A 24,884-nucleotide genomic window follows, 5' to 3' on the forward strand; every position below is an offset into this window, starting at 1 on the left:
GCGTTTCAAGATTGTTCGGTCAGGAATCGCCGTACTTCGGCCAGACGCCGACGCGACACCGGCAGCGGACTGCTGGCGTGCTTCATGGTCAGCCAGTGCAGTTGCTCGCCGCCGCGATCGCGTTCCAGGCCGGCGATGAAGCGGGTGGCGACCAGCGCCTTGCGGTGTACGCGCAGGAACCACGGCGCGAAGTCGTCTTCCAGCGTCTTGAGCGACTCTTCGATCAACACCTCGCCGTGCAGGTGGCACACGGTGGTGTACTTCTGGTCGGCCAGGAAATACACGATCTCTTCTGCCGGCACGCGGATCAGACCCTCGCGCGTGGTGGCGGTGACGAACTCGCGCTTGGGCCGCGCGTCGCCGGACTGGCCGGCGCCCTTGGACTTCTGCGCCCGCGTGGGTCGCCGGGCGTTCTGCAGTGCTTCCTTGAGTTTCTCCAGGCGGATCGGCTTGAGCAGATAGCCCGAGGCCTTGGCGTCGAAGGCCGATAGCGCGTGCTCCGAATATGCGGTGGTGAAGATCACCGCCGGCGGTGGATCGTATTCGGCCAGGCTGCGCGCGACGTGCAGGCCGTCGACGCCGCCCATGCGGATGTCGAGCAGGACCAGATCCGGCTCTTCGTTGTCGATCAGGTCCAGCGCCGATTCGCCGTCGGCGGCTTCGCCGACGATCTCGTAACCGGGAAATTCCTGCAGCAGGCGCTTGAGTCGTTCGCGTGCCAGGGCTTCATCGTCGACGATCACCACTCTCATGACAGGGACCTCATTCGGACTCTCCTCCCAACAGCAGTGACTTCTCGGGTATCGACAAGCGCGCGCGCCACATGCCGTTGTCGGGCCCCATGTCCAGGCGACCACGTTCACCGTAAATGAGCTTGAGGCGGCTCGCAATGTTGTCGATGGCGATCTCGTTGCCGCGGCTGCCCGGATCGTCCACCGGCGGCAGCGGATTCTCGACCTCGATGATCAAAACCTTCTGCGCGGCATAGATGTGGATGCGGATGGTGCCGCGATCCTTGAGCTTGGAAACCCCGTGATACACGGCGTTTTCCACGAGTGGCTGGATGATCAGCATGGGCACCGGCCAGTTGAGCAGATGTTCGGATACGTCCCAGCGCACGTCCAGCTTGTCGCCCAGACGTGCTTTTTCGATACGCAGGTAAGCGTTGCACACGCCGATCTCGTCGACCAGCGGCGCCATGCGTCCGCGCTTTTCCATGCTGGCCCGGAACACGTCGGCAAGGTCCTCCACCATCGCTTCGGCCTGCTGCGGACGGATGCTGATCAGCGCCGCCAGGCTGTTCAGCGCATTGAAGAAGAAATGCGGACGGATACGCGCGTTGAGCGCCTGATAGCGCGATTCGCCTTCGGCGCGGACCTGCTCCTGCCACTGGTGGCGGGTCCAGAAATAGCGCAGCAGCATCAGCGAGACCACTGCGGCGATGGAGGAGTGCCGCAGGATGAACTGCACCCGCGGTTCGGTCGGGTCCAGCACGCCGAAGCTGGGGCTGGTGCCGAGGTACCAGGCGATGTTGGAAAGCACCATCACGATCAGGATCAACGTGGTCCAGCACGCGCCGAACACCAGGCCCGGTCGCGCCACCAGGAACAGACGGCGCAGGCCGCACAGCGCCGCGCCGCCGCACAGGCCGATCCATTGCATGTAGAGCGACAGCAGGGCCAGTCGTCGCAGCAGTTCGGCGCCGGGCTCGCCGCTGGCCAGGGTGAAGCAGATCGCCACCAGTTCCATCACCACCGCCATGAACAGCAGCGCCGGGCCGGAACAGAAGTCCGGAATCAGGCTGGGCGACTGGATGATGGTGGGCTCGATGCGCTTCATGGACGGATTCTAGGCGAGGGGCCGGCAGCCGAAGCGGATAGAATGTCGGCCTTTTCACCTCGGGTTTCTTGCGCGTCATGACCAGCGGCAGCAATTCCAAGCTGTGGGGCGGGCGGTTCAGCGAATCCACCTCCGACCTGATGGAAGCCTTCAGCGAATCCGTCAGCTTCGACCGTCGCCTGTATCGGCAGGACATCGCCGGCAGCCAGGCGCACGCGCGCATGCTGCACAAGGTGGGCGTGCTCGGCGCCGCCGACACCCAGGCGATCGTCGACGGCCTGGACGCGATCCGCGCCGAGATCGACGCCGGTCGTTTCGAGTGGAAGACCGAACTCGAAGACGTGCACATGAACATCGAGTCGGCGCTGACGCAGCGGATCGGCGAGGCCGGCAAGCGCCTGCACACCGGCCGTTCGCGCAACGATCAGGTCGCCACCGATGTGCGCCTGTACCTGCGCGAGGCCATCGATGCCTTGCTGGAGGTGATCGAGCGCTTGGCGCTGGGCCTGCTGGACCTGGCCGAACGCGAGGCCGACACGGTGATGCCGGGGTTCACCCACCTGCAGGTGGCGCAGCCGGTGACCTTCGGCCATCACATGCTGGCCTGGCGCGAGCAGGTCCTGCGCGACCATGCGCGCCTGCTCGACGCGCGCAAGCGCGTCAACGTGCTGCCGCTGGGCTCGGCGGCGCTGGCCGGCACGGTGTATCCCATCGACCGCGCGTACGTTGCCGAACAGCTGGGCTTCGATGCGGTGACGCGCAATTCGCTGGACGCCGTGAGCGATCGCGACTTCGCCATCGAATTCTGTGCGGCGGCCAGCCTGATCATGGTGCACCTGTCGCGCTGGAGCGAAGAGTTGATCCTGTGGTCCACGCCCATGTTCGGATTTGTCGATCTGCCGGATCGGTACTGCACCGGCAGCTCGATCATGCCGCAGAAAAAGAACCCTGACGTGCCCGAGCTGGTCCGCGGCAAGACCGGGCGCGTCATCGGCGATCTGCAGGCCCTGCTGGTGTTGATGAAAGGCCAGCCGCTGGCCTACAACCGCGACAACCAGGAAGACAAGGAGCCGCTGTTCGATGCGCTCGATACCGTCTCGGCCTGTCTGCGCATCTACGCCGAGTTGATCCCCAGCGTCACCGTCAATCGGCCGCGCTGCCGCGCCGCCGCTGCGGCGGGTTACTCCACTGCAACCGATCTCGCCGATTATCTGGTGCGCAAGGGTCTGGCTTTCCGCGATGCACATCACGCGGTGGGTGCCGCCGTGGCGTACGCGGTGAGCAAGGCCTGCGATCTGTCCGAACTGAGTCTGCAGGAGTTGCAGGGCTTTTCGGCGCTGATCGAGGCGGACGTGTTTGGGGCGATCACGCTCGAAGGTTCGCTGGCGGCGCGCAACCACGTCGGTGCCACCGCCCCGGATCAGGTGCGTGCGGCCATTGCGCAGGCGCGCGCGCAATCGAGTCCGTAGGGCGGCCGTGACCGCCGGCAGGCTGCGCCGCTACTCCTCCATCAGCATCTGCTGCACCGACTTGATGTCCTTGCCGGGAGCGGTCGGCACGCGCGCGTAGCTGCCGTCGGATTGCAGCATCCAGCTTTGCGCGGTGTCGGTCAGATAGGCCTGCAGATGATCGATCACCCGCGCACGCAGCGCCGCGTCCTTGAGCGGAAACGCCACTTCCACGCGGCGAAACAGATTGCGCTCCATCCAGTCGGCGCTCGACAGCCACACTTCCTGCTTGCCGTCGTGGTGGAAGCAGAACACGCGGTGGTGCTCCAGGAAGCGGCCGATGATGGAACGCACGCGGATGTTGTCGGACAGGCCCGGTACGCCGGGACGTACCGAGCACATGCCGCGCACGATCAGGTCGATCTGCACGCCGGCCTGCGAGGCCGCGTAGAGGCGATTGATGATGTCGGGCTCCACCAACGCATTCATCTTGGCGATGATGCGCGCCGGCCGGCCCTTTCTGGCGGACTCGATCTCGCGATCGATACGCTCGTGCATGCCCTTGACCAGGGTGAACGGCGATTGCAGCAGCCGGCTCAGCTTGCTTACCTTGCCCAGCGAGGTGAGCTGCAGAAACACCGCGTGCATGTCTTTGCAGATTTCCGGATCGGCGGTGAACAGGCCGTAGTCGGTGTACTGGCGTGCGGTGCGCGGATGGTAGTTGCCGGTGCCCAGATGTGCGTAGCCCTTGAGTCCGGCGTCTTCGCGGCGGATCACCAGGCACATCTTGGCGTGGGTCTTGTAGCCGACCACTCCGTAGGTCACGTGAGCGCCGACGTCCTGCAGTTTTTCCGCCAGGTCGATGTTGTCGGCCTCGTCGAAACGCGCACGCAATTCCACCACGACCGTGACTTCCTTGCCGTTCTTGGCGGCCTCCACCAGTGCGTCCACCACCGGGGACTTGGCGCCGGTGCGGTACAGCGTCTGCTTGATCGCCAGCACCCTGGGGTCGCGTGCGGACTGACGCAGAAACTCCAGCACCGGCAGAAACGATTCGTAGGGATGGTGCAGCAGGTGATCGCGCTCGGCGATGGCGGCGAACAGGTCGCCAGTCAGCGCCTTCGGCACTTTCTGGGTGAACGGCGCGTATTTCAGATCCGGCCGATCCACGAGGTCGGGCATGGCGATCAGCCGCATCAGGTTGACCGGGCCGTTGACCTGGTAGACGTCGTCAGTGGTCAACTGCATTTCGTGCATCAGGTGCTGCCACATGACTTCCGGGCAGTTGTGCGCCACTTCCAGACGCACGGTGTCGCCCCACTGCCGTTGCGACAGCCCGTCCTCCAGCGCCTGGGCGAGGTCTTCGGCCTCCTCTTCGTCGACGAACAGATCGGAGTTGCGCGTCACCCGGAACTGATAACAGCCGCTGGCTTCCATGCCGGGAAACAGCTCGTCGACGTAGGCGTGGATGACCGAGGACAGGAACACGAAGTCGGTCGGCCCGGTGCCGGGTACCTGCGCGGGAAGCTGGATCAGGCGCGGCAGTGCGCGCGGCGCCTGCACCACCGCCAGACCGGTGTTGCGGCCGAAGGCGTCCTTGCCCGACAGCGACACGATGAAGTTGAGCGACTTGTTGAGAATGCGCGGAAACGGGTGCGCCGGGTCCAGGCCGATCGGCGACAGCACCGGCAGCAGTTCGCTGAAGAAATGCTGACGTAGCCAGGCGTCCTGCTCCGGGGTCCACTCCGCGCGCCGCAGGAACCGGATGCGCTCGGCGTCCAGCGCCGGCACCAGCACCTCGTTGAACACCCGGTACTGCTCGTCCACCAGCGCATGCGCGCGCGGGCTGATTGCGGCCAGGATCTCCTGCGGCGACATGCCGTCGGCGGCGCGCTGCGGCAGCGGAGATTCGGCCATCTGCATCAGGCCGGCCACGCGAATCTCGAAGAACTCGTCGAGGTTGGCGCTGCAGATGCACAGGAATTTCAGGCGTTCCAGCAGGGGTACGCTCTCGTCCTTGGCCTGGTCGAGTACGCGGCGATTGAACTCGAGCAGCGACAGCTCCCGATTGACGAATAGATCGGAGGGCTGGAACTCGAGCTTTGCGGGTGCGTCCATGCGGCTTGGTCGGGCCTCTATCGGCGGCGCGGGGCTGCAAGTTTGCACCCTCGCGGCGTTGTCGTGTCGATCGTCTCTGTAGGACCCCGCTGTCACGAAAATGTCATCAGATCGCAAGACGCCGGCGGCAGGGTGGGCTGATGACCCTGCCCGGACGGCTGCTGCGATTCGCCCTTGCCCTGCTGCCCGCTGCGCTGGTCAGCGCCTGCGCCACCGCGGAGGGATGGCGCGGTGTGGACAGCGAAAGGGCTTACGAAGTCGCCGCTGCGCAGTCGCCGGCCCGGGCGCAAGCACCCGCCACCTATTTCGAGATACATCGCGACGGACGCATCCTCGTGTTCAGCCAGGCCGATGCTTACCAGTCTTGGCGACGGACCGGGGAGATATCTCAAGTGCTCACGCAAGTCGGCGCCGGGCCCCACGGCGAAACGCTGATCTTCCAGCTCACTGCCGCCGAGGCGGGCCAGGGCGAGGGCAGCGGCGCGGCGCAGCGGCTGTTCGGCGGTGAACTGATGGGGATCGAGGCCGGATTCCATGGCGAGATCCATCGCCGCGACGCGGTCTGGATTTTTACCCGCGGCTCGCTGCTGCGCGAATTCCAGTTGCGCGGCTACGCCACCTGTGTAACTTCGGCTGCGACCGGCGGCACTTCCTCGCGGCCGGTGAGGCTGGTGCAGGGTTGCGCGGCGGCCTCGGTATCGACGCCGCGTGCAGTGCTCGCGCGTCACCGCCGGTGGGCCGACTTGCCGGAATAGGCGCCGGTGATGCGGCGGCGCAGGGGTTAGCCGGCCAGCATCGACACAACGCGGTCCGGGTAGTCGCTGAACACGCCGTCGATGCCCAGATCGCGCAGCGCCGCGATCTCCTCCGGGTGATTCACCGTGTAGGCGTATATCTTCAAACCGCGTCCGTGGGCGTCGGCAATCAGACGCGGGTCGGCGAATTCCGCAGAAATGTTGAGCGCCTGTGCACCAAGCTCGGTGGCACAGGCCGCCCAGTCCAGCGGCACCCCGCAGACCAGCGCCGCCACCGGCACCTCCGGCAGCATCTGCTTGAACTCGTACAGCTCCGGCAGGTGAAAAGACGACACCAGGAACTGCGATATGCCCCAGCCATCGTTGATCGCGGCGCGCAGAGCTTGCGCCACCAAGGCGGCAGTACCGTCGGCGCTCTTGAGTTCGATGTTCAGCGCGACCTGGGCTTCGGCCAGTTCCAGCACCTCGCGCAGGCTGGGAATCGGCTGGCCCTGGCCGGCGTCCAGCCGCCGCAAGTCGTCGAAGCGCGCATCGCGCACGCGGCCGCGGCCGTTGGTGGTGCGCTCCAGGCGCGGATCGTGAATCACCACCAGCTCGTCCACGCAGCGTTGCACGTCGAACTCGATCATGTCCGCACCCATGCGGATGCCGGTGTCGATCGACAGCAGCGTGTTCTCCGGCGCGTGTCCGCGCGCGCCGCGGTGACCGATGCAGAGGAAGTCCTTTGACGGGTCCATGGGCAGGGTCCTGATTAGCGATGGCGGCAGCATGCGCCTAGCGCGCTACGGAGTCGAGGTTTGCTGCGCTGCGGCTGCGGAGGGCGGCCGAGAAGCTGCGCCACCCTCCGCCGGTCGCGTCGCCACACCCGTTCGGCGAACACACGCCGGACCCGATTCTTTTGTCAGGCAGGCTCCGTCGGCTACAGTGGCACCGGGAAATTTTCCCGGAATGCCACCGCGCCTCCCGCCCGGCGGCATTCCGGGGAGCGCAGCGAACCAGGGGGCGTGCTCCGAATGATCCGCAGTCCGACTAGCCATGTGGCCGGATTCTTCGTCCATCGCATGCGTGCAAGCCTAGGATTCACTGTAATCGAGGCGCTGATCACGGTGGCCATCCTGGCGATTCTGCTGGCGCTGGCGGCGCCCAGTTTTGCCAAGTTCGTCAAGGACAACCGGCGTACCAGCGTGGTCAACGATCTGATCGTGTCGGTGCAGATCGCGCGCAGCGAGGCGACGCGTAGAGGGCAGCGGGTGGTGGTCTGCCCTTCGAACGACGCTCAGACCGCCTGCGCGGACGATACAGACTGGTCAGGAGGCTGGATCGTCTACGCCATCACCGCAGGCGGGCCCGAACTGATTAAGGTATTCCCCGCCACGCCGCTGGTCATGATCAGCTCGGACCAGGCGCGCTTCATCTACCCGCCGCCGACTGACCGATTGGGTACTTCTGAGCCGCCTAATCTGGCGCTGTGGACGGTCATGGACGACCGCGGCGGCAAACACGCGCGCTTTGTCGATGTGCTGCCTAGCGGCCGGCCACGAACCCTATGCCCGCAAGGCGCGGATTTTGCACCGGGCACCTGCGCCTGAACCTGCCGATATGCACGAGATGAAGCCACGACAAAAAACCGGCGGATTCACCCTGATCGAGATCCTGATCGCGATGGTCGTGCTGTCCATCGGGATTCTCGGTGTGACCGCGCTGCAACTTGTTTCCAAGCGTAATAACGTCGACGCTGCGCAACAGGCTGTGGCCGCCAGCCTGGCGCTCGAGATGGTGGAGCGCATGCGGGCGAACAGCAGTTCCGATGCGCTGGCTGCGTACGTGACCAACGCGCCAGTCGAGATTCGCGCTAACCCTCCAGCGCCGGAGCCGGACTGCGGCACCGCTGGCGGTGTCTGTGACCCCCTGGAGTTGGCCGTCTACGACCTCGCGGTCTGGGAGCGATCCTTGGCCGGCGCCGACGAGAAACTGGGTGGCGACAACACCGGTGGTCTGCTCAATCCAACTGCCTGTGTTGACGGGCCGGCAGGTGGCAGCGGCACCTACACCGTCAGCATTGCCTGGCGTGGTGGTGCCGCCCTGCCCGAGGACGATGGTGTGGAATGCGGTGCCGACGCGGTGGATGCGGGCGGCCAGGCTTTGTATGGCGACAGCGGCGAATACCGACGCACGATTTCCATACCCGCTTTCATCGCGATCCGGTGAGCGTCATGCGCGCCAACAGCGAAATTACGCGCCAGCACCGAGAGGCGGGCTTTACCTTAATCGAGCTGATGGTGGCGCTGGTGATCGGCTCGCTGCTTGTGATCGGGATACTGGCCATCTTCATCTATGGAAATCGTAGTTATCGAGAAGACGATCAGGTCGCCAAGATGCAGGACGAACTGCGATTTGCGATGGCGCAGATCACACGTGATCTGGAGATGGCGGGGTTTTGGGCGAGCTTGCTGGACCCGGCCGAGGTCACACTAGACGCGGACTTGAGCGTCGCCAGCGACTGTGGGCCCGAAACTCCGCTTCTGCCGGCTTTGGAAGAAAGCGAGCCAGCGGACAGCCCGCGTAGAACCTGGATTTACGGCAACCTCGAAGCCATCGCCTTTGTCAACGATGCCTCGCCGTCCGAGTCGGCAAGTGTATTCCCCTGTCTTGATGAAGGGGAGGTCGGCGCTGGCAATCCGGACGTGATCGCCGTCAAGCGCCTGGCTTCGGAGCTGAGTTACCAGGTTGCAGAAAGCGAAATAGATGGCCTGTCGAACAACTCCGCGCCTGACGAAATGATGCCGGGGCAGGTGTACGTTCAAAGCAACAACTCCAAAGGCCTTATGTTCGCTCTTGGTGGCGGGATTCCATCGGGGTCGCCGGTTCCGCCCTATGAATATTGGCGTTACCGGCCGACGATCTATTACATCCGCAGTTTCACCGATCAGGCCGGGGACGGGGTTCCTTCGCTCTGCCGGAAGATTCTCTCGCTCGGTGCTGCGCCCACCGGTGAGGAGTCCGAGAGCGAGGAGGGAGAAGGGGGAGGCGAGGTACCGGCGCTCGTCGGGGCAGGCAGCACCCAATGTCTGGCCACCGGCATTGAGGACCTGCAACTCGAGTTTGGTATTGACCGTAACGGTGATGCGGCACCCGAATTCTACGATCCCGACCCGACGCCCGATGACCTGCGTCTAGCTGTCGCGGTGCGGGTCACCTTGCTCGCTCGGTCTGAACGCCGCGGCGAGGGCTACACCAACCGAAAAACGTATGCACTGACGTCGGAAAAAACGGTGACCCCGAATGATCGTTTTTATCGCCGCACGCTGACCACCACCGTACTGCTGCGCAACCCTGCCGCTCTCCGGACCTACTGATGAAGTCTCCCTCTTCAAAAGGCAAGGCGTCGCGGCAACGCGGCGCCGCGCTGCTCATCGCCATGCTGGTGCTGTTGATGATGTCTGTCGCGACGCTCACCGCCGTCCGATTTTCCTCGCTAGGGGTCAAGATGAGCGCCAACGAGGAGCTCGCGGTGGAAGCGTTCCAGAACGCGCAGTCGGTGGTGGACGCCACGCTGGCCAACCCCAACAACATACGAGTGGTCGGCGGCGCCGGGGAGCGCTTCTGTACGGCAGGCATCGCCGATTGCAACACCTCCTACACGCTTTCGCTTGCCGATAACCTGTTCGCTGGCGAAATCGCCGCCGAGCGGGTCAAGGTCGAGGTCGAGCGCCTGGCCCCTGACCTGGGCCTGCCACCACGGGCGACCGGGTCCAGTCTGAGCAAGTTCAAGGCAGCCCGTTTCAAGGTGGAAGGCATTTACGACGGCGCAGACCTCGGCTTGGGTCGTGATGAGGTAGACCAGGGTGTATTGATCCTGGTGCCGGTGATCTAGGTCTGCCGCTAGACTATTGAGAAAAAAACAATGAAGACAAGACGCAGATGGCTGACCTTTGCATGTGCGGGCGCAATGGCTTTGCCTTGTGCACTGCAAGCCGACGATACCGACATCTATATCAACGGGGGCGCTGGTGGCAGCAGTCCGCCGATGGTGATGTTCAGCCTGGACTACAGATCAAACCTGACCTCCACCCAGTGCTCCAATGCCAGCGCCGCAAGCTGTGTGCAGGCTCAGTATTTTCGCGCCAACGGCCTGGCCGACGATGTCAATCTGATCGGCAGCGGCAAGTTCTATTTCTTCGATACCTTGCGACTCGCCCTCAAGCTGGCACTGCAGAAAACCCGGGAAAAGCTCCTTGAATCTGGAAATCCCGATGCGGGGCTGCGAGTCGGCCTGATGATGAGCCACAACAACGTCGGCGTACCCAATCGCGCGGCTGACATCCCGAACTGCGCGGACTGCAGTAATGGCGGAGCGATCCTGCGCGGCTTCCGCGATATCCTCGCTGAGGAGGATGCGTTGGAAGAGTTCAACACCACGCTTGCCCGGCTGCGCCAACTCAAGGACGGTGGCAACGCACCTGATCACGCCTACCAAGGCGCGGAGATGTATTTCGAACTCTTTCGTTACCTGACCGGGCAAGGGGTCTACAACGGACATAACGGCTGGCGCGATTTCGAGTCGGGCAATTCGGTCGATACCAGCAGCAACATGAATGCCTACAAGCCAGCGTCGCTTTCGATCAGCCCGCACACTTGGCCCGACGGGCGCATCGAGAATGCGGCGCAGACCGCCTATGTGTCTCCGCTGACGGCGGAAGAGGAGTGCACACAAGTTTTCGCGGTGAATTTCTTCTTTGGCAATTCCAACCAGGATTCGGACTCCAACACTGCGATCAATGCAGCTCGCAGCGCGGGCGGGATGGGACCGGGAACCGCCGGCTCCAATGACGCTTACCTACGGACTGTGGAATTCCTGCGCGGAAATGATCTCGGCAATGGCGCGTTCGGCACGGCAGCCGAGGTCTCCGGCGATCAGAACGTGACCTCGTATTTCTTCTTCAATGGTCAGGGCACCAACAGCGTGACCGCGCTAGCGGATGCGGGCGGAACGACACCGAGACTGGCGAGCGATGACCCCGGCGCGCTGGTACTGGACCTTACCAATCTATTTGACGAAATCCTCAGTGTCAGCACCACCTTTGTGGCCGCCTCAATTCCCGCCAACGTGTTCAATCGAGCGGGTGTGGTCGACAACGTCTACATAGCTCTGTTCCAGGCCGACGAAGAGGGCCGACCTTTTTGGCCGGGCAACGTTAAGAAGCTCAAGATCGGAGGCGACGCCAATAATCCGATCCTCATCGATGCCACGGGGGCGAGTGCCGTGCAGGACAGCGATGGACGTATTCGTGCGAATGCGCTGACATTCTGGACTGATACCGCTGACCCTCGCCTTGCAACCGCGGACGACAACGACACCCCGGAAGATGCCAGCGACGACACGCCGGCCAACAAGGACGGCCGACGTGTCCCGCGCGGCGGTGCCGGGCACAAGATTCCAGGCTATATCTCGGGCAGCCCGGGATTGAGCAATGCCGATACCGGTGCGCGTCAACTGTTCTATCTCAGCGGTAGCACCCTGTCCCCGCTGAACGCCACCGCGGCGAATGCCACGGCCTTGCAAACGGCTCTGAAAGCGGCCGATAGCGCGGAGGCTCTCGACTTGCTTGAATTTTTGCGCGGACTCGACCCGGCGAGCGGCAGCGTACGCAACTGGATCATGGGCGACGCCCTGCACTCACGTCCTCTGCCGATCAACTACGGCGCCGCTTCGTTCTCCGGCGTCGGCAGTTTTTCGATCACCAATCCGGCGATCTACATCGCGGTCGGCAGCAACGACGGATATATGCGCCTGATCCAGAACACTACTGCCGGCGGCGCCGAGAGCGGTCGCGAGGTGTGGGCCTTCATGCCGCCGGAAGGCATGGCCTCGCGCCGCGCCGCGCCCAATGACTTCGCAAACCAGAAGCTCTTGTTCGGTAACAATGCGGGCAGCACGCCGCGCCACCCCTATACGGTCGATGGCGCGCCGGTGTCGTTCGTGATCGACAACAACGTGGACGGAACCATCGCTGGCGCGGACAGGGTCTGGCTTTACTTCGGCCTGCGCCGTGGAGGGCTCTCGTACTACGCGCTGGACGTGACCAATCCGCACAGTCCCGCTTTCAAATGGAAAATCGACAACACCGACGCCGACTTCACCGAACTGGGGCTGAGCTTCTCTACTCCGAAGACTGGGTATGTATTTGCGTCGGGTAACCGGGTGCCGGCCCTTGTATTTGCAGGAGGGTATGACGACAACAAGGATCGGCGTGACGGTGTGGGTACCGACGACAATGAGGGCCGTGCTATCTATGTGGTCAACGCCGATACCGGGGCGTTGATCTGGAAGGCGGTCGGCGGTGGCAGCACGGGCCCCAGCGGCGACGCGCGCGTTTTTCGCCACGCCGACCTCCTGGACAGTATTCCCTCCGACGTATCCGCAGTGGACACCGACGGTGACGATGTGCTTGATCGCATTATCGTCGGCGACAGCGGCGGCAACATCTGGCGCGCCGACTTGGTCGGTTCCGACACGGCCGACTGGAAGCTATCGCTGTTGGCACGCCTCGGCCGGCACGCCGGATCGGGCAAGGCCGATGACCGACGTTTCTTCCACGAACCGGACATCGTCCAGACCAAGGATGCCAACGGTGCTTACGACGCCGTTCTCATTGAGAGTGGCGACCGCGAGGACCCGCTCGACGGCGGCGGGGTTGCGGAAAACTGGCTGTACATGATTCGCGACAACGCTATTGGGGTCGGGTCCGCATTGGATCGGGACACCGTACATGACGATCTGACCGACATCACCACTGTGAACTGCGCTGCCGACAGCATCCCGGAAGCCTGCGGCAATCTCACTAACGGTTGGCGCATCGCGCTGCAGGCCATCGGCGAGAAGGGCCTTTCAGCACCTTTAACCTTTAACAACGTGGTGTTCTTCACAACCTACGTGCCGCAAAGTGCTGCGGGGACGTGCGCGCCTAGTGAGGGCGTCGGCAATCTTTATGCGGTGCGACTAAGCGATGGCGCGCCGGTGTTCCGCGAGTTCGATTCCGACTCCGGCGACCTCGATCTGGATGATCGCGTGCAACGTCTGGCCTCGGCCGGGATCCCGGCCCAGGTGGTTTACGTACCGGGACCTTCCGACCGCACCATCCTGCGACCTGACCTCAAGTTTGGCGACGCACCTGGATCCAACCGTTTCCGCGGATTCTGGCGGCGTGGCGAGAGCCCGCCCAGGGATGCGCCGTGAGCAGGCGCGGTGCCGGCTTCACCCTGATGGAGCTACTCATTGCCGTAGCCATCGTCGGTATCCTGGCGGCGATCGCCCTGCCGTCCTACCGCGAGTACGTCCTGCGCGCGAACCGCGCGGTGGCAAAAGCCATGTTGTCCGAACTCACCTCGCGACAGGAGTCGTTTCGCTCGGACCGCAAGCGCTATGCGCTGTCGTTGACCGAACTCGGCTATGCCGCCGACACCGCGTACCTGGATCGCGAGCAGGTGATGAGGGCGGCCGACGGCGATCAGGTCATCTACAGCGTGACACTGGAGGATGCGGCCAACCTCAGCTACGACGCCGTGGCCACTCCGCTGAACAGCCAGACTGCCGACACGCGCTGCGGCACGCTGAGCCTGTCGTCGACCGGAACGCGGACTGCGTCTGGCAGCTCTGCGGATCAATGCTGGCGCAAATAGCGGCAGATCAGGATGCGCAGGCCTGTTCCATCTCGGAGCGGGTCAGCTCCATGAGTTGAGCGCGCTCGCTCGCACTGTATTCGCGCTCGTTGCCCAGATGATCCCGTTCGGAAATGCTCACTGAGCGCTGGTACTGCTCCAGTTGCTTGCGCTTGAGTATGCACTGCGCAGCGTTGGAATCTTCCTGCGCGATGTTGGCGCCCGCGGCGCTGCTTTCAGGTTGTGCAGATGCCGGCAGGCGCGGGGCGTTCTCGACCAGTGAATCCTCAATCCAGACCTTGCGAGCGCCCGCCACCGGCGTATCGCTGTAGTGCTCCACGCCTTGAGCATCGGTCCACTGGTACACCGTTCGCGAATGCGATGGAGCGCTTGCGATAAGCAAGATGGCGCCGATACGGGCGGCGAATACGAGGCGGTTCATGACGTTCATTCCGGAAGGACCTGTCGTTCGCTCAGCGAGCGTTCACCAGCAACGGGAGAAGTTCCCGCAATGCCGGCAGCATTTCTACGATATGTGCCGGGGTATTTCCACTGGCTGTCCGGCAGGTGCTGTTCTGAGGGCGCACCGGCGGACCACGACGACGGAGAACACGATGCTGAAGAATGGATATCTGGCCGCTATCGCGGCAATGGCGTTTTTGACCGCGGGCTGTGGTGGCGGAGGAGGTGGTCTCGACGGCACCCAGACAGCATCGCTGAGCGTCGGCGTGACTGACGCACCGGTCGATGACGCCGAAGCCGTGGTGGTGACGTTCACCGCCATCGAATTGCTCGATGGTGACGATCAGGTCCGTCAGAGCTTTGTGTTCGATGAGCCGGTGTCGGTGGACCTCCTGGAGCAGCAGGGCGACCGGCAGTTTTTCCTGATCCAGGACCGTCAGGTTCCGGTGGGCGTGTACGAGCAGATTCGCCTGATCGTCGATGGGCCGACCAGTGCGAACTGCAACGCCGTGCAGAGCAATCCGGACCATCCCAACTACATCACCGTCGATGGCGTGGATTACCCCCTGATCGTGCCGAGCGGCGCGCAGACGGGACTGAAGATTCAGGGTCCGATCACGCTCGCCGCTGGCGGCAGCGCCGCCTACACCGTGGACTTCGATCTGCGCAAATCCATTGCCGAACGCGGCGTCACCGGCTGCTACAACCTGCGGCCGGTACTGCGGGTGGTGGACAACGCGGCGGTGGGGACCCTGGTGGGCGAGGTCGATCCCGCCCTGCTGGCCGACGCATCCTGCACCTCCGATCCGGTGAGTGGTGTCGGCGCTGCGGTGTACGTGTTCTCCGGCGCCGGACAGACGCCCGACGACTTCGACGGCAGCGACCCTGAGTCGCTGACCACCGCGCTGCTGCAACCGGAGCCCGGTGTGGGTGTGCCGCAGAGCTTCACCTACGAAGTCGGCTTCCTGCTGGAAGGCGACTACACGGTGGCACTGAGCTGCCAGGCCGGTGACGATGCCCCTGCACCGGTCGACGACGACATCGAGTTCATCCTGCCGGCTGACGTGCTCGTCGTGGCCGGCGAAGCGACGCAAGTGGATTTCTGAGAGCCATCCGGGCGTCATTGCAATACCGGGAACGGCGTGGCTGCCGATCGTTGTCATGCGGAGATGAACAGATGAAGATGCTTACCGGTACCGCGCTGTCGGTTTGCGCGACCTTGTTTCTGGCGGCCGCAGCGGTGGCGGAACCGCCGCCGGGCAAGGGCAACAACAAGAGTCATGGCAAGCGCCATCACCCGCAGACTACGTCTTCGCGCAACGACGTGCGCCACCCGCAGCCAACCCTAATCCGTGCCGACATCACGGTAGACGTGGCGCGCAACCTGGCGTTGTCGCATCGCGTCACCGGATACGACAGCCTGCCGCCCGGCATCCGCAAGAATCTGGCGCGCGGCAAGCCGCTGCCGCCGGGCCTGGCACGGCGCGCAGTGCCGGGTCCGCTGCTGGCGGAGTTGCCGCGTTATCCCGGCTACGAGTGGCAGGTGGTGGGCTCCGACTTGGTGTTGATTGCCATCGCCACCGCAGTCATTGCCGATGTCTTGCTGGGCGTGTTCGACTGACGCCCCGGTTGTCGCGTCATTGCAGGTCTGCTCAATGGATCAGTCCTCGAACGACAGCAACTGCATGCGCACCTTGCCACCGACGATCTGCAGGGTATCCAGTTTCTCCTCGCGTTCCAGCAGCACCAGGCCGACCCCCGGGGCGTACCACTCGGTCTGCGTGATCGGCACTTCGGAGGCGCCGATGCGGGCGTCGGCCAGCACATTGAGCACCGCTTCGCCATCCAGACGCAGGCAGTTCTCGAAGCGGCCGGCCGGCACTTCCACCATGGCGTCCAGGGCGGTGACCTGCATGCGCATTTCGACGCGCTTCGATCGATCCTGGGAAAAGCGTTCGCGAAAAGGCTCGATGCGTTCCAGGATGTAGGGCCAGGTCTCGATCTCCCAGGCCTGACCCACTTCCGGCGGCATCTTGAGAACGGTCAGCGGCGTGATGTCCAGCCGCGGCTCGCGATCGATGGCGGTGCGCAGGCCGCTGCGTTGCAGCCGCCCGTCCACCACTTCCAGCCAGTATTCGTTGCCGTCGCTGGCCAGGCGCCGGGTGTAGCGGCGGTCCTCGCGCGTCTCGGCGCCAAGGTTGCGGATGCTCAGCTCGCGCCGCGCATCGGTGACCGCGCTGTGCTCATGGACCTCGTAATTCCAGCGCAGGCCCGGCTGCAGCGGAAAGAAGTCGTCAGTGGACGGACGCTGGCTGCAGGCGGCAAGCACGACAGCGGCCACGAGCGGCAGCGCGACACGACCGGCGGGTCGCCGATTCATGCGGGCGATCACAACCATGGACGACCTCACTTTTCCGGCAGCGCGGGGCTGGGCAGATTGCCCAATTCGAACTGCTGTTCGTCTTCCTTGCGCTTCATGGTCCCGGCGACGCTGATCTGGCCCTCGGGCCCGAACTTGCGTTCGCCGATCTGGGGCAGGCCGTTGCGCATGCGCGCTTCGGCTTCCTGCACCTGCGAATGCAGCGACTTCAGATAGGGCACGCGGTAGGCGCGCGGCTTGGCGATGGGGCCGTCTTCATCGTGCAGTTCGGTCAGCCACAGGTAGATCGAGCCGGGCTCGGCCTTCTCCTCGTCCGGCTCGGTGATGGTGGCGGCATGAAACAGGAAGCGGTCCGGCAGCACCGCGCGAGCCGGCCAGCCGGCCAGGTCCTGCCACAGCAGCCAGCTGCCGAAGTAGGCGCCGGTGAACACCACCACCAGGCCGGCGCGCACCAGCCACGGCAAGCGCGTGCCGATCAGCAAGTAGAGAAACAGCAGGCAGAGCGCGGCATACAGGCCGCTGAGCAGCACGAGATGGAGAGTCATTGCGAAACCAGTTTCTTCTGTAGGGTATTCATGCCGTAGACGCTGCCGTCGCGGGCCACGCTGAAACGCACTGCGGTTTTCTCCTGGCCTTCGGCGCCGAGTTCGACGGTGCCGTAGTACACCACTTCGAGCCGCGGATTGACCTTGACCACGCTCACCTCCACCGGCAGCAGGTCGGGTCCGCGCGCGCGATAGCGATGCACGTTGACGGTGTAGTCGCCGGGCAGCAGCCCGCGCACGGTCACCACCTCCTGGTTGAGCGGATTGACCACGTTGCGGCCGTCCACCAGCAGGCTGTCGTTCTCGACGCCGCGATCGTCGCGATCCAGATGCATCAGGCCGCCTTCCGGGTTGCGGTACCACACCACTTCGCCGTCGGGCGCCTCAACCCAGGTGTCGATATCGTCGTCGCCGCCGTCGGCCCAGGTGGTGGTGACGATCATCTCGGCCTTGGCGGGGATGTCGCCGTCCTTGGTCGGTGGATTGATCGAGGTGACCGCGATCATGAACAGCAGGGTAAAGCCCAGCAGCGCGTTGAACAGCAGGTCCGTGAACGGATCCTGGTCGTAATGACTGCGGCCGGCGCCTCGCTTCAAGGGCGGGTCTCCGCCCTGGTGTGCGGCAGCCACTCGCGCTCGGCGAACGCCAAGGTGCCCGCGACCAGGCGTTCGGCGGAGCGATCCAGCATCAGGTTTTGCAGGCCCAGCGCGATGTTGGCGAGCAGGCCGACCAGGGTGGTGTACAGCGATACGCCCATGCCGGCGCCCATGCGGCCCAGCATCTGCGGCAGGTCGGCGTAGGTCAGCGTCTTGAGCGCGTCGATGGCGCCGAGCATGAACACGAAGCCGACGATGGTGCCGAGCAGCCCCAGTTTGAGCAGCATGCTGGACAGGAACCAGCCGGCTTCGTGCGAGCCGCGCGCCTGTTCTTCCAGGATTTCACGCAGGCCCGCGCGATCCGCGGTGGGGCTCACCAGCCCGTGGCAGTAGCCACCGGCCCAGTCTTCGGTGCCGCCCTCCGGCGGCAGGTGGCGGTTGCCGCGAAAGCAGGCCCGCACCCGCGCAAACGCGCGATGCGCACGCGACAACTGCAGCGCGCGCCAGCCGCCGTGTGCCACGCAGCCGAGATAGATCACGATGATGACTGCGGAGATCTGCGTGCTGTCGGTCAGCAGCACCTTCTGCAGCAGGCCCAGCGACCAGGCCATCTGTACGCCGAACAGGCAGGCGCCGCTGAGCAGCAGCCAGCGCAGCAGCACCGCGCCATCGGGTTCGGCCCATCTTTCAACCAAAGGTGTCGCGAGTGATGTGGACATACCAGTCCTGCGCGTAACGCGCCTCGAGTGCGCGAACGTCGCGCGATGCGGAAAGCGGGCTGCTGGCGTCGCTGAGCGTGCTCAGACGATCTGCAATCACACCGAATGTGCCACCCACGGAAATGGCGTAATCGGGTGCCAGCAGGCTATAGCAGGTGTTGGGCAGGTAGGCGCGCGGTGGCGCAAGGCCGTCCAGCTCGGCGGTGATCGACAGGGCAACGAGTTTGCCTTGCCCGTTGGCACTGAAAGCGGATTTAGGCATGGGTTGTGCGGCGGCCGCATCGCCGATCACATGAATGCCGGGATGGCGGGTGGATTCGAAGTTCGGGGCCTGTACCGGACACCAGCCGCTTTCGTCGGTCAGGTCCGCGGCCTGTGCAATCACGGCCGCGCGTTGCGGCGGAATCACGCTGGCGAGGTCAGCGCCGATGCGGGTGCCGTTGTGCAGGTACAGTTCGCCGCGTTTGGAATCGACGGCCACCACTTCGCCACCCGCTGCACGTGGCACCCATTCGATCAAGCCCGGATACAACGTGTCCCAGCCCAGGCGGAACAGCGCGTGCTTGGTGAAGTCGTCCTTGGCGTCGAGCAGCAGAATCTTGCTGCGTCGCCCCTTCGCCAACTGGTGCCAGGCCATCAGGCTGGCGCGCTCGTACGGCCCCGGCGGGCAGCGGTACGGATTGGCCGGCGCGCTGATCGCGATGGTGGCGCCATCGGGCAGGGCGTGCAGGCGCGCCCGCAAGGTCGAAACCTGGGCATCACCGAGCCAGGCGTGCGGCATGCCGTCGGTGGTGTCCGCGTTCAAGCCATCGATCATGTCCCAGCGTATGGAAACGCCGGGGCTCAGCACGATACGGTCGGCGCCGAGCTGGGTGCCGTCGTCCAAGGTGACGCGGCGGCTCACCGGGTCCAGCGCCACCGCGCGCTGCGCGCGCCAACGCAGTTTTGCGGTGCCCAGATGCGCCGGGCCGCGCACGATGTCACCTTCGGCGCAGACGCCCGCGATGGCGGCGTTGGTCGATGGCCCGGTAAAGAAATGCGGACGTGGCTCGATGAGCGTGATCTCCACGTCCGGCGCCAGCCGCGCCAGGGTGCCCGCGCAGGTGCTGCCGCCGAATCCGCCGCCGATGACGATCACCCGCGCACGCGGCTGGGCGCCGGCCAGCACACGCAGCGGCAGGGTCGCGGCCAGGCCCGCCAGCAGCAGGTTTCTGCGGCGGCGATTCACCGCCTGCGGTCGCCGAAGTGCGCGGCCAGGGCGGCGATGTCCTCGTCGCTCAGCGGCGCGGCCAACCGCGGCATGGCGGTACCGTCCAGGCTGCCGTCGCGATAGCCACGCAGACGTTGTTCGATCCGTGCGGCACTCAGATCCTGCAGGCGTGGCAGCTGTTGAGGCGGTGCCTGGCCGTCGCCGTGGCAGACCGGGCAAGACAGGTTCAAGGTGTCGGGCTCGCCCGCCATCGCGGCGAGCGCAGGGCCCGCCAGGAGCAGCGACGACAGGATTTGCAGGAGGAATTTCACGCACGCGCCTTGCGCAGGGTGGTGTGGTGATCAAGGCCGGGATTCTGGACGGACTCGGCAGGCGCCGCGAAGTGGCAGGAATGAGACCGCGTTGGCATCTGCAATGCGATGCGTACCGGCAGTCGGTGGGTCTTCACCTGTGGAGGAAAATTTCTGTCCAGATCGTCGTTCCGGCGCGCGCCGGAATCCAGATTCTGCAAGCCTTACTCCAACATCGCAGACTGGATTCCGGCCCTCGCCGGTATGACGATCCTGTTTTTTGCATCCGCTCGTAGCGTGCTTAGGTGGTGTGCTGACGCACGAACGCGCCGAGCTGCTCGATCGCCTCTACGCCCTCGTCCAGGCGCGCGCAGAACACGTGGAAGACGTGGATCTGGCCGTCCCACACGTCCAGCTTGACCTTCACGCCCGCCTGTTCGGCGCGGGCCGCAATGCGGCGCGAATCGTCCAGCAGCGTTTCGCGTTCGCCAACATGGATCAGCATCGGTGGCAGGCCGGACAGGTCGGCGTGCAGCGGCGAGATCAGCGGGTCGCGTGCCTGCTCGGCCTTGACCACCATGCCCACCAGTTGCTGGATCATGGCCTTCTGCACGATGGGATCGACATCGGCCTTGGTGGTCATGGTGTCGCCGGTGGCTTCCATGTCCACCCAGGGCGAGATCGGCGTGGCGCAGGCCGGCATCGGCAGGCCGGCCTGCTTGATTGCCACCAGGGTGGCAAATGTCAGGCCGCCGCCGGCCGAGTCGCCGGCAATGGCGATGCGCTGCGGCTTGACGCCCTGGTCCAGCAACCAACGGTAGGCGGCGAGACTGTCTTCCACCGCCGCCGGAAACGGATGTTCGGGCGCCAGGCGATAGTCGACAAACAGCACCTGGGCCTGTGCCGAGGCCGAGAACTGCGCGGCCAGCCCGCCGTGCGAACGCGGACCGCCGAAGACGTAGCCGCCGCCGTGCAGATACAGCACCACGCGGTCGGCGCTGGCGCCGGGGGCGACGAACCACACCGCCTTGGCGCCGCCCGCGTTCACGGCTTCCTGTCGGGCGCCGACCTTGGACGGCACGCTGCTGGACACGGCATCCCAGTCCTCGCGCATCTGTTCCAGGGTGGTGTCGGCGCCCCAGGCGCCGAAGCAGGCGACCACATCGTGGATCACGGCATCGAGTTGTGCTTGCGACATGCGGACTTCTCCTGTTGTGCGGTTGAACGTCGGTCTGTGCCGAGCCGCGCCACGGGCATCGATGCGGTGCTTGAAGAGCCCGCATCAGGGCGCTGGGGGCAACGTTAATGCAGAACGATGCGGGCCGGCATCCGGCTGGTCCCTTGCCCGGTTGTGGGCGGCGAGACGTCAAGACCGCGGCTTGTTGCCGCCTGCATTGAACACGATGTTGCAGCGCGTGGAGGCCGGCGGCCGCGCCGGCTCAGCCCGCCAGCGCGGCGCGCTGTGCCTCGATCAGTTGCGCGATGCCGCCCTGGGCCAGATCCAGAAGCTGGTTGAACTCGTCGCGCCGGAACGCGTGACCCTCCGCGGTCCCCTGCACCTCGATGAAATGTCCGGCCTCGTTCATGACGATGTTCATGTCGCACTCGCAGTCGGAGTCCTCCGCGTAGTCCAGGTCCAGCACCGGTTGGCCCTGGTGGATGCCGATGCTGACCGCGGCGACCTGCCCGTGTACCGGATTGCCCTTGATCTGGCGCCTGGCCTTCATTGCGGTGACCGCGTCCACCAGGGCCACGTAGCTGCCGGTGATCGCGGCGGTACGGGTGCCGCCGTCGGCCTGCAACACATCGCAGTCCAGGGTGATGGTGAAACCGGTGAGCGCGCTCAGATCGACCACCGCGCGCAGGGAGCGGCCGATCAGACGCTGGATTTCCTGAGTGCGACCGGTCTGCTTGCCCTGCGCCGCCTCGCGCCGTCCGCGCGTGTGGGTGGCGCGCGGCAACATGCCGTATTCAGCGGTGACCCAGCCGCCGTCCTTCTTCCACGCCGGACCGCGCTCTTCGACGCTGGCGGTGCACAGCACCTGGGTGTCGCCGAATGCCACCAGCACCGAACCCTCGGCATGGCAGGTGAAGCGGCGCTGGATGGAGACGTTGCGAAGCTGGTCGGGCTGACGACCGGACGGACGGGCCAAGGGGCGTCTCCATTAGGCAAAGCGCGGATTGTAGTCCTTAGCCGCGAGTCGCCGGTGTGCCCCTTTACAATGCCGCGATGGATATAGACGAGCTGGCCGATACTTTCGAACTGCTGGGCGACTGGGAAGAGCGCTACCGCTACCTGATCGAGCTGGGGCGCAAGCTGGAGCCGATGCCGGACGAGGAGAAGGACGACGCCCACAAGGTGCGCGGCTGCATGAGTCAGGTGTGGCTGGCGCACACGGTGCACGACGGCGCGCAGAAGACGCTGGCGTTTCGCGGCGACTCCGACGCCCACATCGTCAGAGGCCTGATTGCGCTGCTGTTGGGACTGACTTCCGGCAAGACGCCGCAGGAGATTCTGGACATGGACATCGCCGCGGCGTTCACCCGCCTGGGCCTGGAACAGCACATCAGCATGAACCGGCGCAACGGCTTTTACGCCATGGTAGAACGCATCAAGCAGATGGCGGCCACCGCCGCGGCGTGACCGCGGCCACGCCCGACGCTGGACCGCCACGGGCCGCGTGCGATACTCCAAGCGCATTCATACCGGGGAATAAAAATGGACTTCGTCGCCGTCGCCATCGTCATCTTCGCCATCGTCACCCTGTGGAAAGGGGTAGTCACCGTGCCGCAGGGCATGGAGTACACGATCGAACGATTCGGCAAGTATCGCGCCACGTTTTCGCCGGGGCTGCACTGGCTGGTTCCTTACATCGACGGCATCGGCCGCAAACTGTCGATGATGGAGCAGGTGCTGGACGTGCCCAGCCAGGAAGTCATCACCAAGGACAACGCCATGGTCGGCGTGGACGGCGTGGTGTTCTTCCAGATTCTGGATGCGCCCAAGGCCGCTTACGAGGTGCAGAACCTGGAGCTGGCCACCATGCAGCTCACCATGACGAACCTGCGTACGGTGATGGGCTCGATGGATCTGGACGAACTGCTCAGCCAGCGCGACCACATCAACGCCAAGCTGCTGACCGTGGTCGACGATGCCACCACGCCCTGGGGCATCAAGGTCACGCGCATCGAGATCCGCGACATCCGCCCGCCCACCGACCTGGTCAACGCCATGGGCAGGCAGATGAAGGCCGAGCGCGAAAAGCGCGCCAATATTCTGGAAGCCGAGGGCTTTCGTGCGGCCGCCATCCTCAAAGCCGAGGGCGAACGGCAGGCGCAGATTCTGGGTGCCGAGGGCATGAAGCAGGAACAGATTCTGGAGGCCGAGGGCCGCCGCGAAGCCGCGTTTCGCGATGCCGAGGCACGCGAGCGCGAGGCGGAGGCCGAGGCCAAGGCGACCACCATGGTGAGCCAGGCCATCGCCACCGGCGATGTGCAGGCCATCAATTATTTCGTGGCCACCAAGTACATCGAGGCGCTGGGCCAGATCGCCACCAGTCCCAACGAGAAGCTGGTGCTGATGCCGCTGGAAGCCGGCAACGTGATCGGTGCGCTGGGTGGCATTGCGGAGCTGGCGAAGAAGGCTGGCGTGCCCACCACCCCCGCCGCGCGCTGACGCGGGGCGCCGTCATGTTCCTCGAACACGCGGTCTACTGGCACTGGTTCATTCTGGGGCTGGCCCTGCTGGTGCTGGAAATGCTCATTCCCGCCAACCTGATCCTGCTGTGGATGGGCATCTCGGCGATGGTGGTAGGGCTGGCGATGTGGGTGGTGCCGATCACCTGGCCGGTGCAGCTGGTGTTGTTTTCGATCCTGTCGCTGGCCAGCTTCTTCGTCTACCGCAAACTGCGCCCGCCGGAGCGGCCCAGCGACGCGCCCAATCTCAACCGCCGCGGCGAATCCTACGTGGGCCGTACGTTCACCCTGAGCGCGCCCATCATCAACGGTGTCGGCAAGCTCAAAGTGGACGATTCGCAGTGGCGCGTGGCCGGCCCGGACTTGCCGGAAGGGACCCCCGTGCGCGTGATCAAGACCGAAGGAGCGACCCTGCGGGTCGAGCGTGCGGAGTAACGGCCGCCACCCCAGACGCGGCGCGCTGCGTCAGCCACTGCCCCGGGTTGCGGTCCCCCACGCACTCGAAAGCACGCGCGACCGCGTCTACAGCTTCGGCGAGCATCTGGCCGACGCCGTCACCCACGGCCTGGGCGTGGTGTTGGCCATCGTCGGGTTGTGCGTGCTGGTGGTGCGCGCGGCGCTCTACGGCGATGCCCTGCATGTGGTGGCCTGCAGCGTGTTCGGCGCCACCTTGGTGATGATGTACACCGCCTCCACGCTCTATCACAGCATTCCGCTGCCGCGTGCGCGGCATGTGCTGCGGGTGATCGATCATTCGCTGATCTTCCTGCTCATCGCCGGCACCTACACGCCGTTCACCCTGGTGGTCCTGCACGGCCCCTGGGGATGGAGCCTGTTCGGCTTCACCTGGGGGCTGGCGGCGATCGGCGTGGCCCTGAAGATCTTCACCACCGGCCGCTACGAAACCATCTCGCTGGCAATCTATCTGCTGATGGGCTGGTGCGCGATCGTCGCGGTCAAGCCGCTATGGGACCGGCTCGATCCGGAGGGCTTGCTGCTGCTGGCGGCCGGCGGCGTGGTCTACAGTGGCGGCGTGGCGTTCTACGTGTGGCAGCGGCTGCGTTATCACCACGCGATCTGGCATCTGTTCGTGCTCGGCGGCAGCGTGCTGCACTGGTTCACCGTGTATTTCTACGTGGTGCCCGGGCCGCCGGGCTGAACCGCAAG

General features: G+C 64.9%; 27 protein-coding genes. 14 read left to right on the forward strand and 13 right to left on the reverse strand.

Annotation, left to right across the window (positions count from 1 at the left end):
* Positions 1-5 precede the first annotated feature (5 nt).
* On the reverse strand, positions 6-752 hold the full coding sequence (locus ACOOHP_RS16430; protein ID WP_420467564.1) for a LytR/AlgR family response regulator transcription factor: 747 nt from the start codon (positions 750-752) through the stop codon (positions 6-8).
* Positions 753-762: 10 nt separating this feature from the next.
* A complete protein-coding gene (locus tag ACOOHP_RS16435; protein WP_420467565.1) occupies positions 763-1,839 on the reverse strand; it encodes a sensor histidine kinase in 1,077 nt (358 codons plus the stop codon).
* Between the two features lie 77 nt (positions 1,840-1,916).
* Here ACOOHP_RS16435 and argH point away from each other — a divergent pair, with 77 nt between their 5' ends.
* Positions 1,917-3,308 (forward strand): argininosuccinate lyase, encoded by a 1,392-nt coding sequence (gene argH / locus ACOOHP_RS16440; protein ID WP_420467566.1) that lies wholly within the window; start codon positions 1,917-1,919, stop codon positions 3,306-3,308.
* A gap of 30 nt (positions 3,309-3,338) precedes the next feature.
* Here the strand turns inward: argH and ppk1 are convergent, their stop codons facing one another.
* Positions 3,339-5,405: a polyphosphate kinase 1 gene (gene ppk1 / locus ACOOHP_RS16445; protein WP_420467567.1), complete on the reverse strand. Its 2,067-nt coding sequence runs from the start codon at positions 5,403-5,405 to the stop codon at positions 3,339-3,341.
* A gap of 140 nt (positions 5,406-5,545) precedes the next feature.
* On the opposite strand from ppk1, the gene ACOOHP_RS16450 reads away from it, so the two are divergent.
* Positions 5,546-6,160: a hypothetical protein gene (locus tag ACOOHP_RS16450; RefSeq protein WP_420467568.1), complete on the forward strand. Its 615-nt coding sequence runs from the start codon at positions 5,546-5,548 to the stop codon at positions 6,158-6,160.
* A 26-nt stretch (positions 6,161-6,186) separates the two neighbouring features.
* Here ACOOHP_RS16450 and ACOOHP_RS16455 read toward each other — a convergent pair whose 3' ends face one another.
* A complete protein-coding gene (locus tag ACOOHP_RS16455; protein WP_420467569.1) occupies positions 6,187-6,897 on the reverse strand; it encodes a glycerophosphodiester phosphodiesterase in 711 nt (236 codons plus the stop codon).
* A 324-nt stretch (positions 6,898-7,221) separates the two neighbouring features.
* On the opposite strand from ACOOHP_RS16455, the gene ACOOHP_RS16460 reads away from it, so the two are divergent.
* Genes ACOOHP_RS16460 through ACOOHP_RS16485 form a run of 6 tightly spaced genes read left to right on the forward strand, consistent with a single transcriptional unit; the run spans position 7,222 to position 13,840 of the window.
* Positions 7,222-7,749, forward strand: a complete 528-nt coding sequence (locus tag ACOOHP_RS16460; protein WP_420467570.1) for a GspH/FimT family pseudopilin — start codon at positions 7,222-7,224, stop codon at positions 7,747-7,749.
* A 10-nt stretch (positions 7,750-7,759) separates the two neighbouring features.
* Positions 7,760-8,368, forward strand: coding sequence for a type IV pilus modification protein PilV (gene pilV, locus ACOOHP_RS16465; protein ID WP_420467571.1), 609 nt, complete (start codon positions 7,760-7,762; stop codon positions 8,366-8,368).
* Positions 8,369-8,373: 5 nt separating this feature from the next.
* Positions 8,374-9,516 (forward strand): PilW family protein, encoded by a 1,143-nt coding sequence (locus ACOOHP_RS16470; RefSeq protein ID WP_420467572.1) that lies wholly within the window; start codon positions 8,374-8,376, stop codon positions 9,514-9,516.
* Entirely contained in the window at positions 9,516-10,034 is a 519-nt protein-coding gene (locus ACOOHP_RS16475; RefSeq protein ID WP_420467573.1) for a pilus assembly PilX family protein, read from the forward strand. Before ACOOHP_RS16470 ends, ACOOHP_RS16475 begins: the two co-directional genes overlap by 1 nt.
* Before the next feature lie 30 nt (positions 10,035-10,064).
* Entirely contained in the window at positions 10,065-13,397 is a 3,333-nt protein-coding gene (locus ACOOHP_RS16480) for a pilus assembly protein (RefSeq protein ID WP_420467574.1), read from the forward strand.
* A complete protein-coding gene (locus tag ACOOHP_RS16485) occupies positions 13,394-13,840 on the forward strand; it encodes a type IV pilin protein (protein ID WP_420467575.1) in 447 nt (148 codons plus the stop codon). Before ACOOHP_RS16480 ends, ACOOHP_RS16485 begins: the two co-directional genes overlap by 4 nt.
* A gap of 7 nt (positions 13,841-13,847) precedes the next feature.
* On the opposite strand, the gene ACOOHP_RS16490 is transcribed toward ACOOHP_RS16485, so the two are convergent.
* Positions 13,848-14,261: a DUF4124 domain-containing protein gene (locus ACOOHP_RS16490; RefSeq protein WP_420467576.1), complete on the reverse strand. Its 414-nt coding sequence runs from the start codon at positions 14,259-14,261 to the stop codon at positions 13,848-13,850.
* Positions 14,262-14,433: 172 nt separating this feature from the next.
* On the opposite strand from ACOOHP_RS16490, the gene ACOOHP_RS16495 reads away from it, so the two are divergent.
* Both ACOOHP_RS16495 and ACOOHP_RS16500 read left to right on the forward strand, forming a co-directional pair.
* Positions 14,434-15,387 (forward strand): DUF4382 domain-containing protein, encoded by a 954-nt coding sequence (locus ACOOHP_RS16495; protein WP_420467577.1) that lies wholly within the window; start codon positions 14,434-14,436, stop codon positions 15,385-15,387.
* A 71-nt stretch (positions 15,388-15,458) separates the two neighbouring features.
* Positions 15,459-15,902 (forward strand): anti-virulence regulator CigR family protein, encoded by a 444-nt coding sequence (locus ACOOHP_RS16500; protein ID WP_420467578.1) that lies wholly within the window; start codon positions 15,459-15,461, stop codon positions 15,900-15,902.
* 39 nt (positions 15,903-15,941) lie between these two features.
* On the opposite strand, the gene ACOOHP_RS16505 is transcribed toward ACOOHP_RS16500, so the two are convergent.
* The 8 genes from ACOOHP_RS16505 to rph form a co-directional block, all read right to left on the reverse strand.
* Positions 15,942-16,661, reverse strand: coding sequence for a hypothetical protein (locus ACOOHP_RS16505; protein ID WP_420467579.1), 720 nt, complete (start codon positions 16,659-16,661; stop codon positions 15,942-15,944).
* 26 nt (positions 16,662-16,687) lie between these two features.
* Entirely contained in the window at positions 16,688-17,206 is a 519-nt protein-coding gene (locus tag ACOOHP_RS16510) for a hypothetical protein (protein WP_420467580.1), read from the reverse strand.
* On the reverse strand, positions 17,203-17,802 hold the full coding sequence (locus ACOOHP_RS16515) for a hypothetical protein (protein ID WP_420467581.1): 600 nt from the start codon (positions 17,800-17,802) through the stop codon (positions 17,203-17,205). The genes ACOOHP_RS16510 and ACOOHP_RS16515 overlap by 4 nt, the downstream gene beginning before the upstream one ends.
* Positions 17,799-18,521 carry a hypothetical protein gene (locus ACOOHP_RS16520; RefSeq protein ID WP_420467582.1) on the reverse strand — a complete coding sequence of 241 codons (723 nt, stop codon included), beginning with the start codon at positions 18,519-18,521 and terminating at the stop codon, positions 17,799-17,801. The genes ACOOHP_RS16515 and ACOOHP_RS16520 overlap by 4 nt, the downstream gene beginning before the upstream one ends.
* Positions 18,490-19,749 carry an FCSD flavin-binding domain-containing protein gene (locus ACOOHP_RS16525; protein WP_420467583.1) on the reverse strand — a complete coding sequence of 420 codons (1,260 nt, stop codon included), beginning with the start codon at positions 19,747-19,749 and terminating at the stop codon, positions 18,490-18,492. The genes ACOOHP_RS16520 and ACOOHP_RS16525 overlap by 32 nt, the downstream gene beginning before the upstream one ends.
* Complete coding sequence (locus ACOOHP_RS16530; protein ID WP_420467584.1) at positions 19,746-20,042, reverse strand: c-type cytochrome; 297 nt, start codon at positions 20,040-20,042, stop codon at positions 19,746-19,748. Before ACOOHP_RS16530 ends, ACOOHP_RS16525 begins: the two co-directional genes overlap by 4 nt.
* A 280-nt stretch (positions 20,043-20,322) precedes the next feature.
* Entirely contained in the window at positions 20,323-21,219 is an 897-nt protein-coding gene (locus tag ACOOHP_RS16535) for an alpha/beta hydrolase (protein ID WP_420467585.1), read from the reverse strand.
* Positions 21,220-21,460: 241 nt separating this feature from the next.
* Positions 21,461-22,174 carry a ribonuclease PH gene (gene rph, locus ACOOHP_RS16540; RefSeq protein WP_420467586.1) on the reverse strand — a complete coding sequence of 238 codons (714 nt, stop codon included), beginning with the start codon at positions 22,172-22,174 and terminating at the stop codon, positions 21,461-21,463.
* A 77-nt stretch (positions 22,175-22,251) separates the two neighbouring features.
* Here rph and ACOOHP_RS16545 point away from each other — a divergent pair, with 77 nt between their 5' ends.
* The 4 genes from ACOOHP_RS16545 to trhA all read left to right on the forward strand — a co-directional run bounded on the left by ACOOHP_RS16545 (position 22,252) and on the right by trhA (position 24,876).
* Entirely contained in the window at positions 22,252-22,665 is a 414-nt protein-coding gene (locus tag ACOOHP_RS16545; protein ID WP_420468733.1) for a SufE family protein, read from the forward strand.
* A gap of 75 nt (positions 22,666-22,740) precedes the next feature.
* Complete coding sequence (locus tag ACOOHP_RS16550) at positions 22,741-23,697, forward strand: SPFH domain-containing protein (RefSeq protein ID WP_420467587.1); 957 nt, start codon at positions 22,741-22,743, stop codon at positions 23,695-23,697.
* Between the two features lie 14 nt (positions 23,698-23,711).
* Positions 23,712-24,152, forward strand: a complete 441-nt coding sequence (locus ACOOHP_RS16555; protein ID WP_420467588.1) for an NfeD family protein — start codon at positions 23,712-23,714, stop codon at positions 24,150-24,152.
* Positions 24,142-24,876, forward strand: a complete 735-nt coding sequence (gene trhA / locus ACOOHP_RS16560) for a PAQR family membrane homeostasis protein TrhA (RefSeq protein ID WP_420467589.1) — start codon at positions 24,142-24,144, stop codon at positions 24,874-24,876. The genes ACOOHP_RS16555 and trhA overlap by 11 nt, the downstream gene beginning before the upstream one ends.
* Positions 24,877-24,884 lie beyond the last annotated feature (8 nt).

This window comes from Panacagrimonas sp. (assembly GCF_965216805.1).
Classification (GTDB): Bacteria; Pseudomonadota; Gammaproteobacteria; order Nevskiales; family Nevskiaceae; genus Panacagrimonas.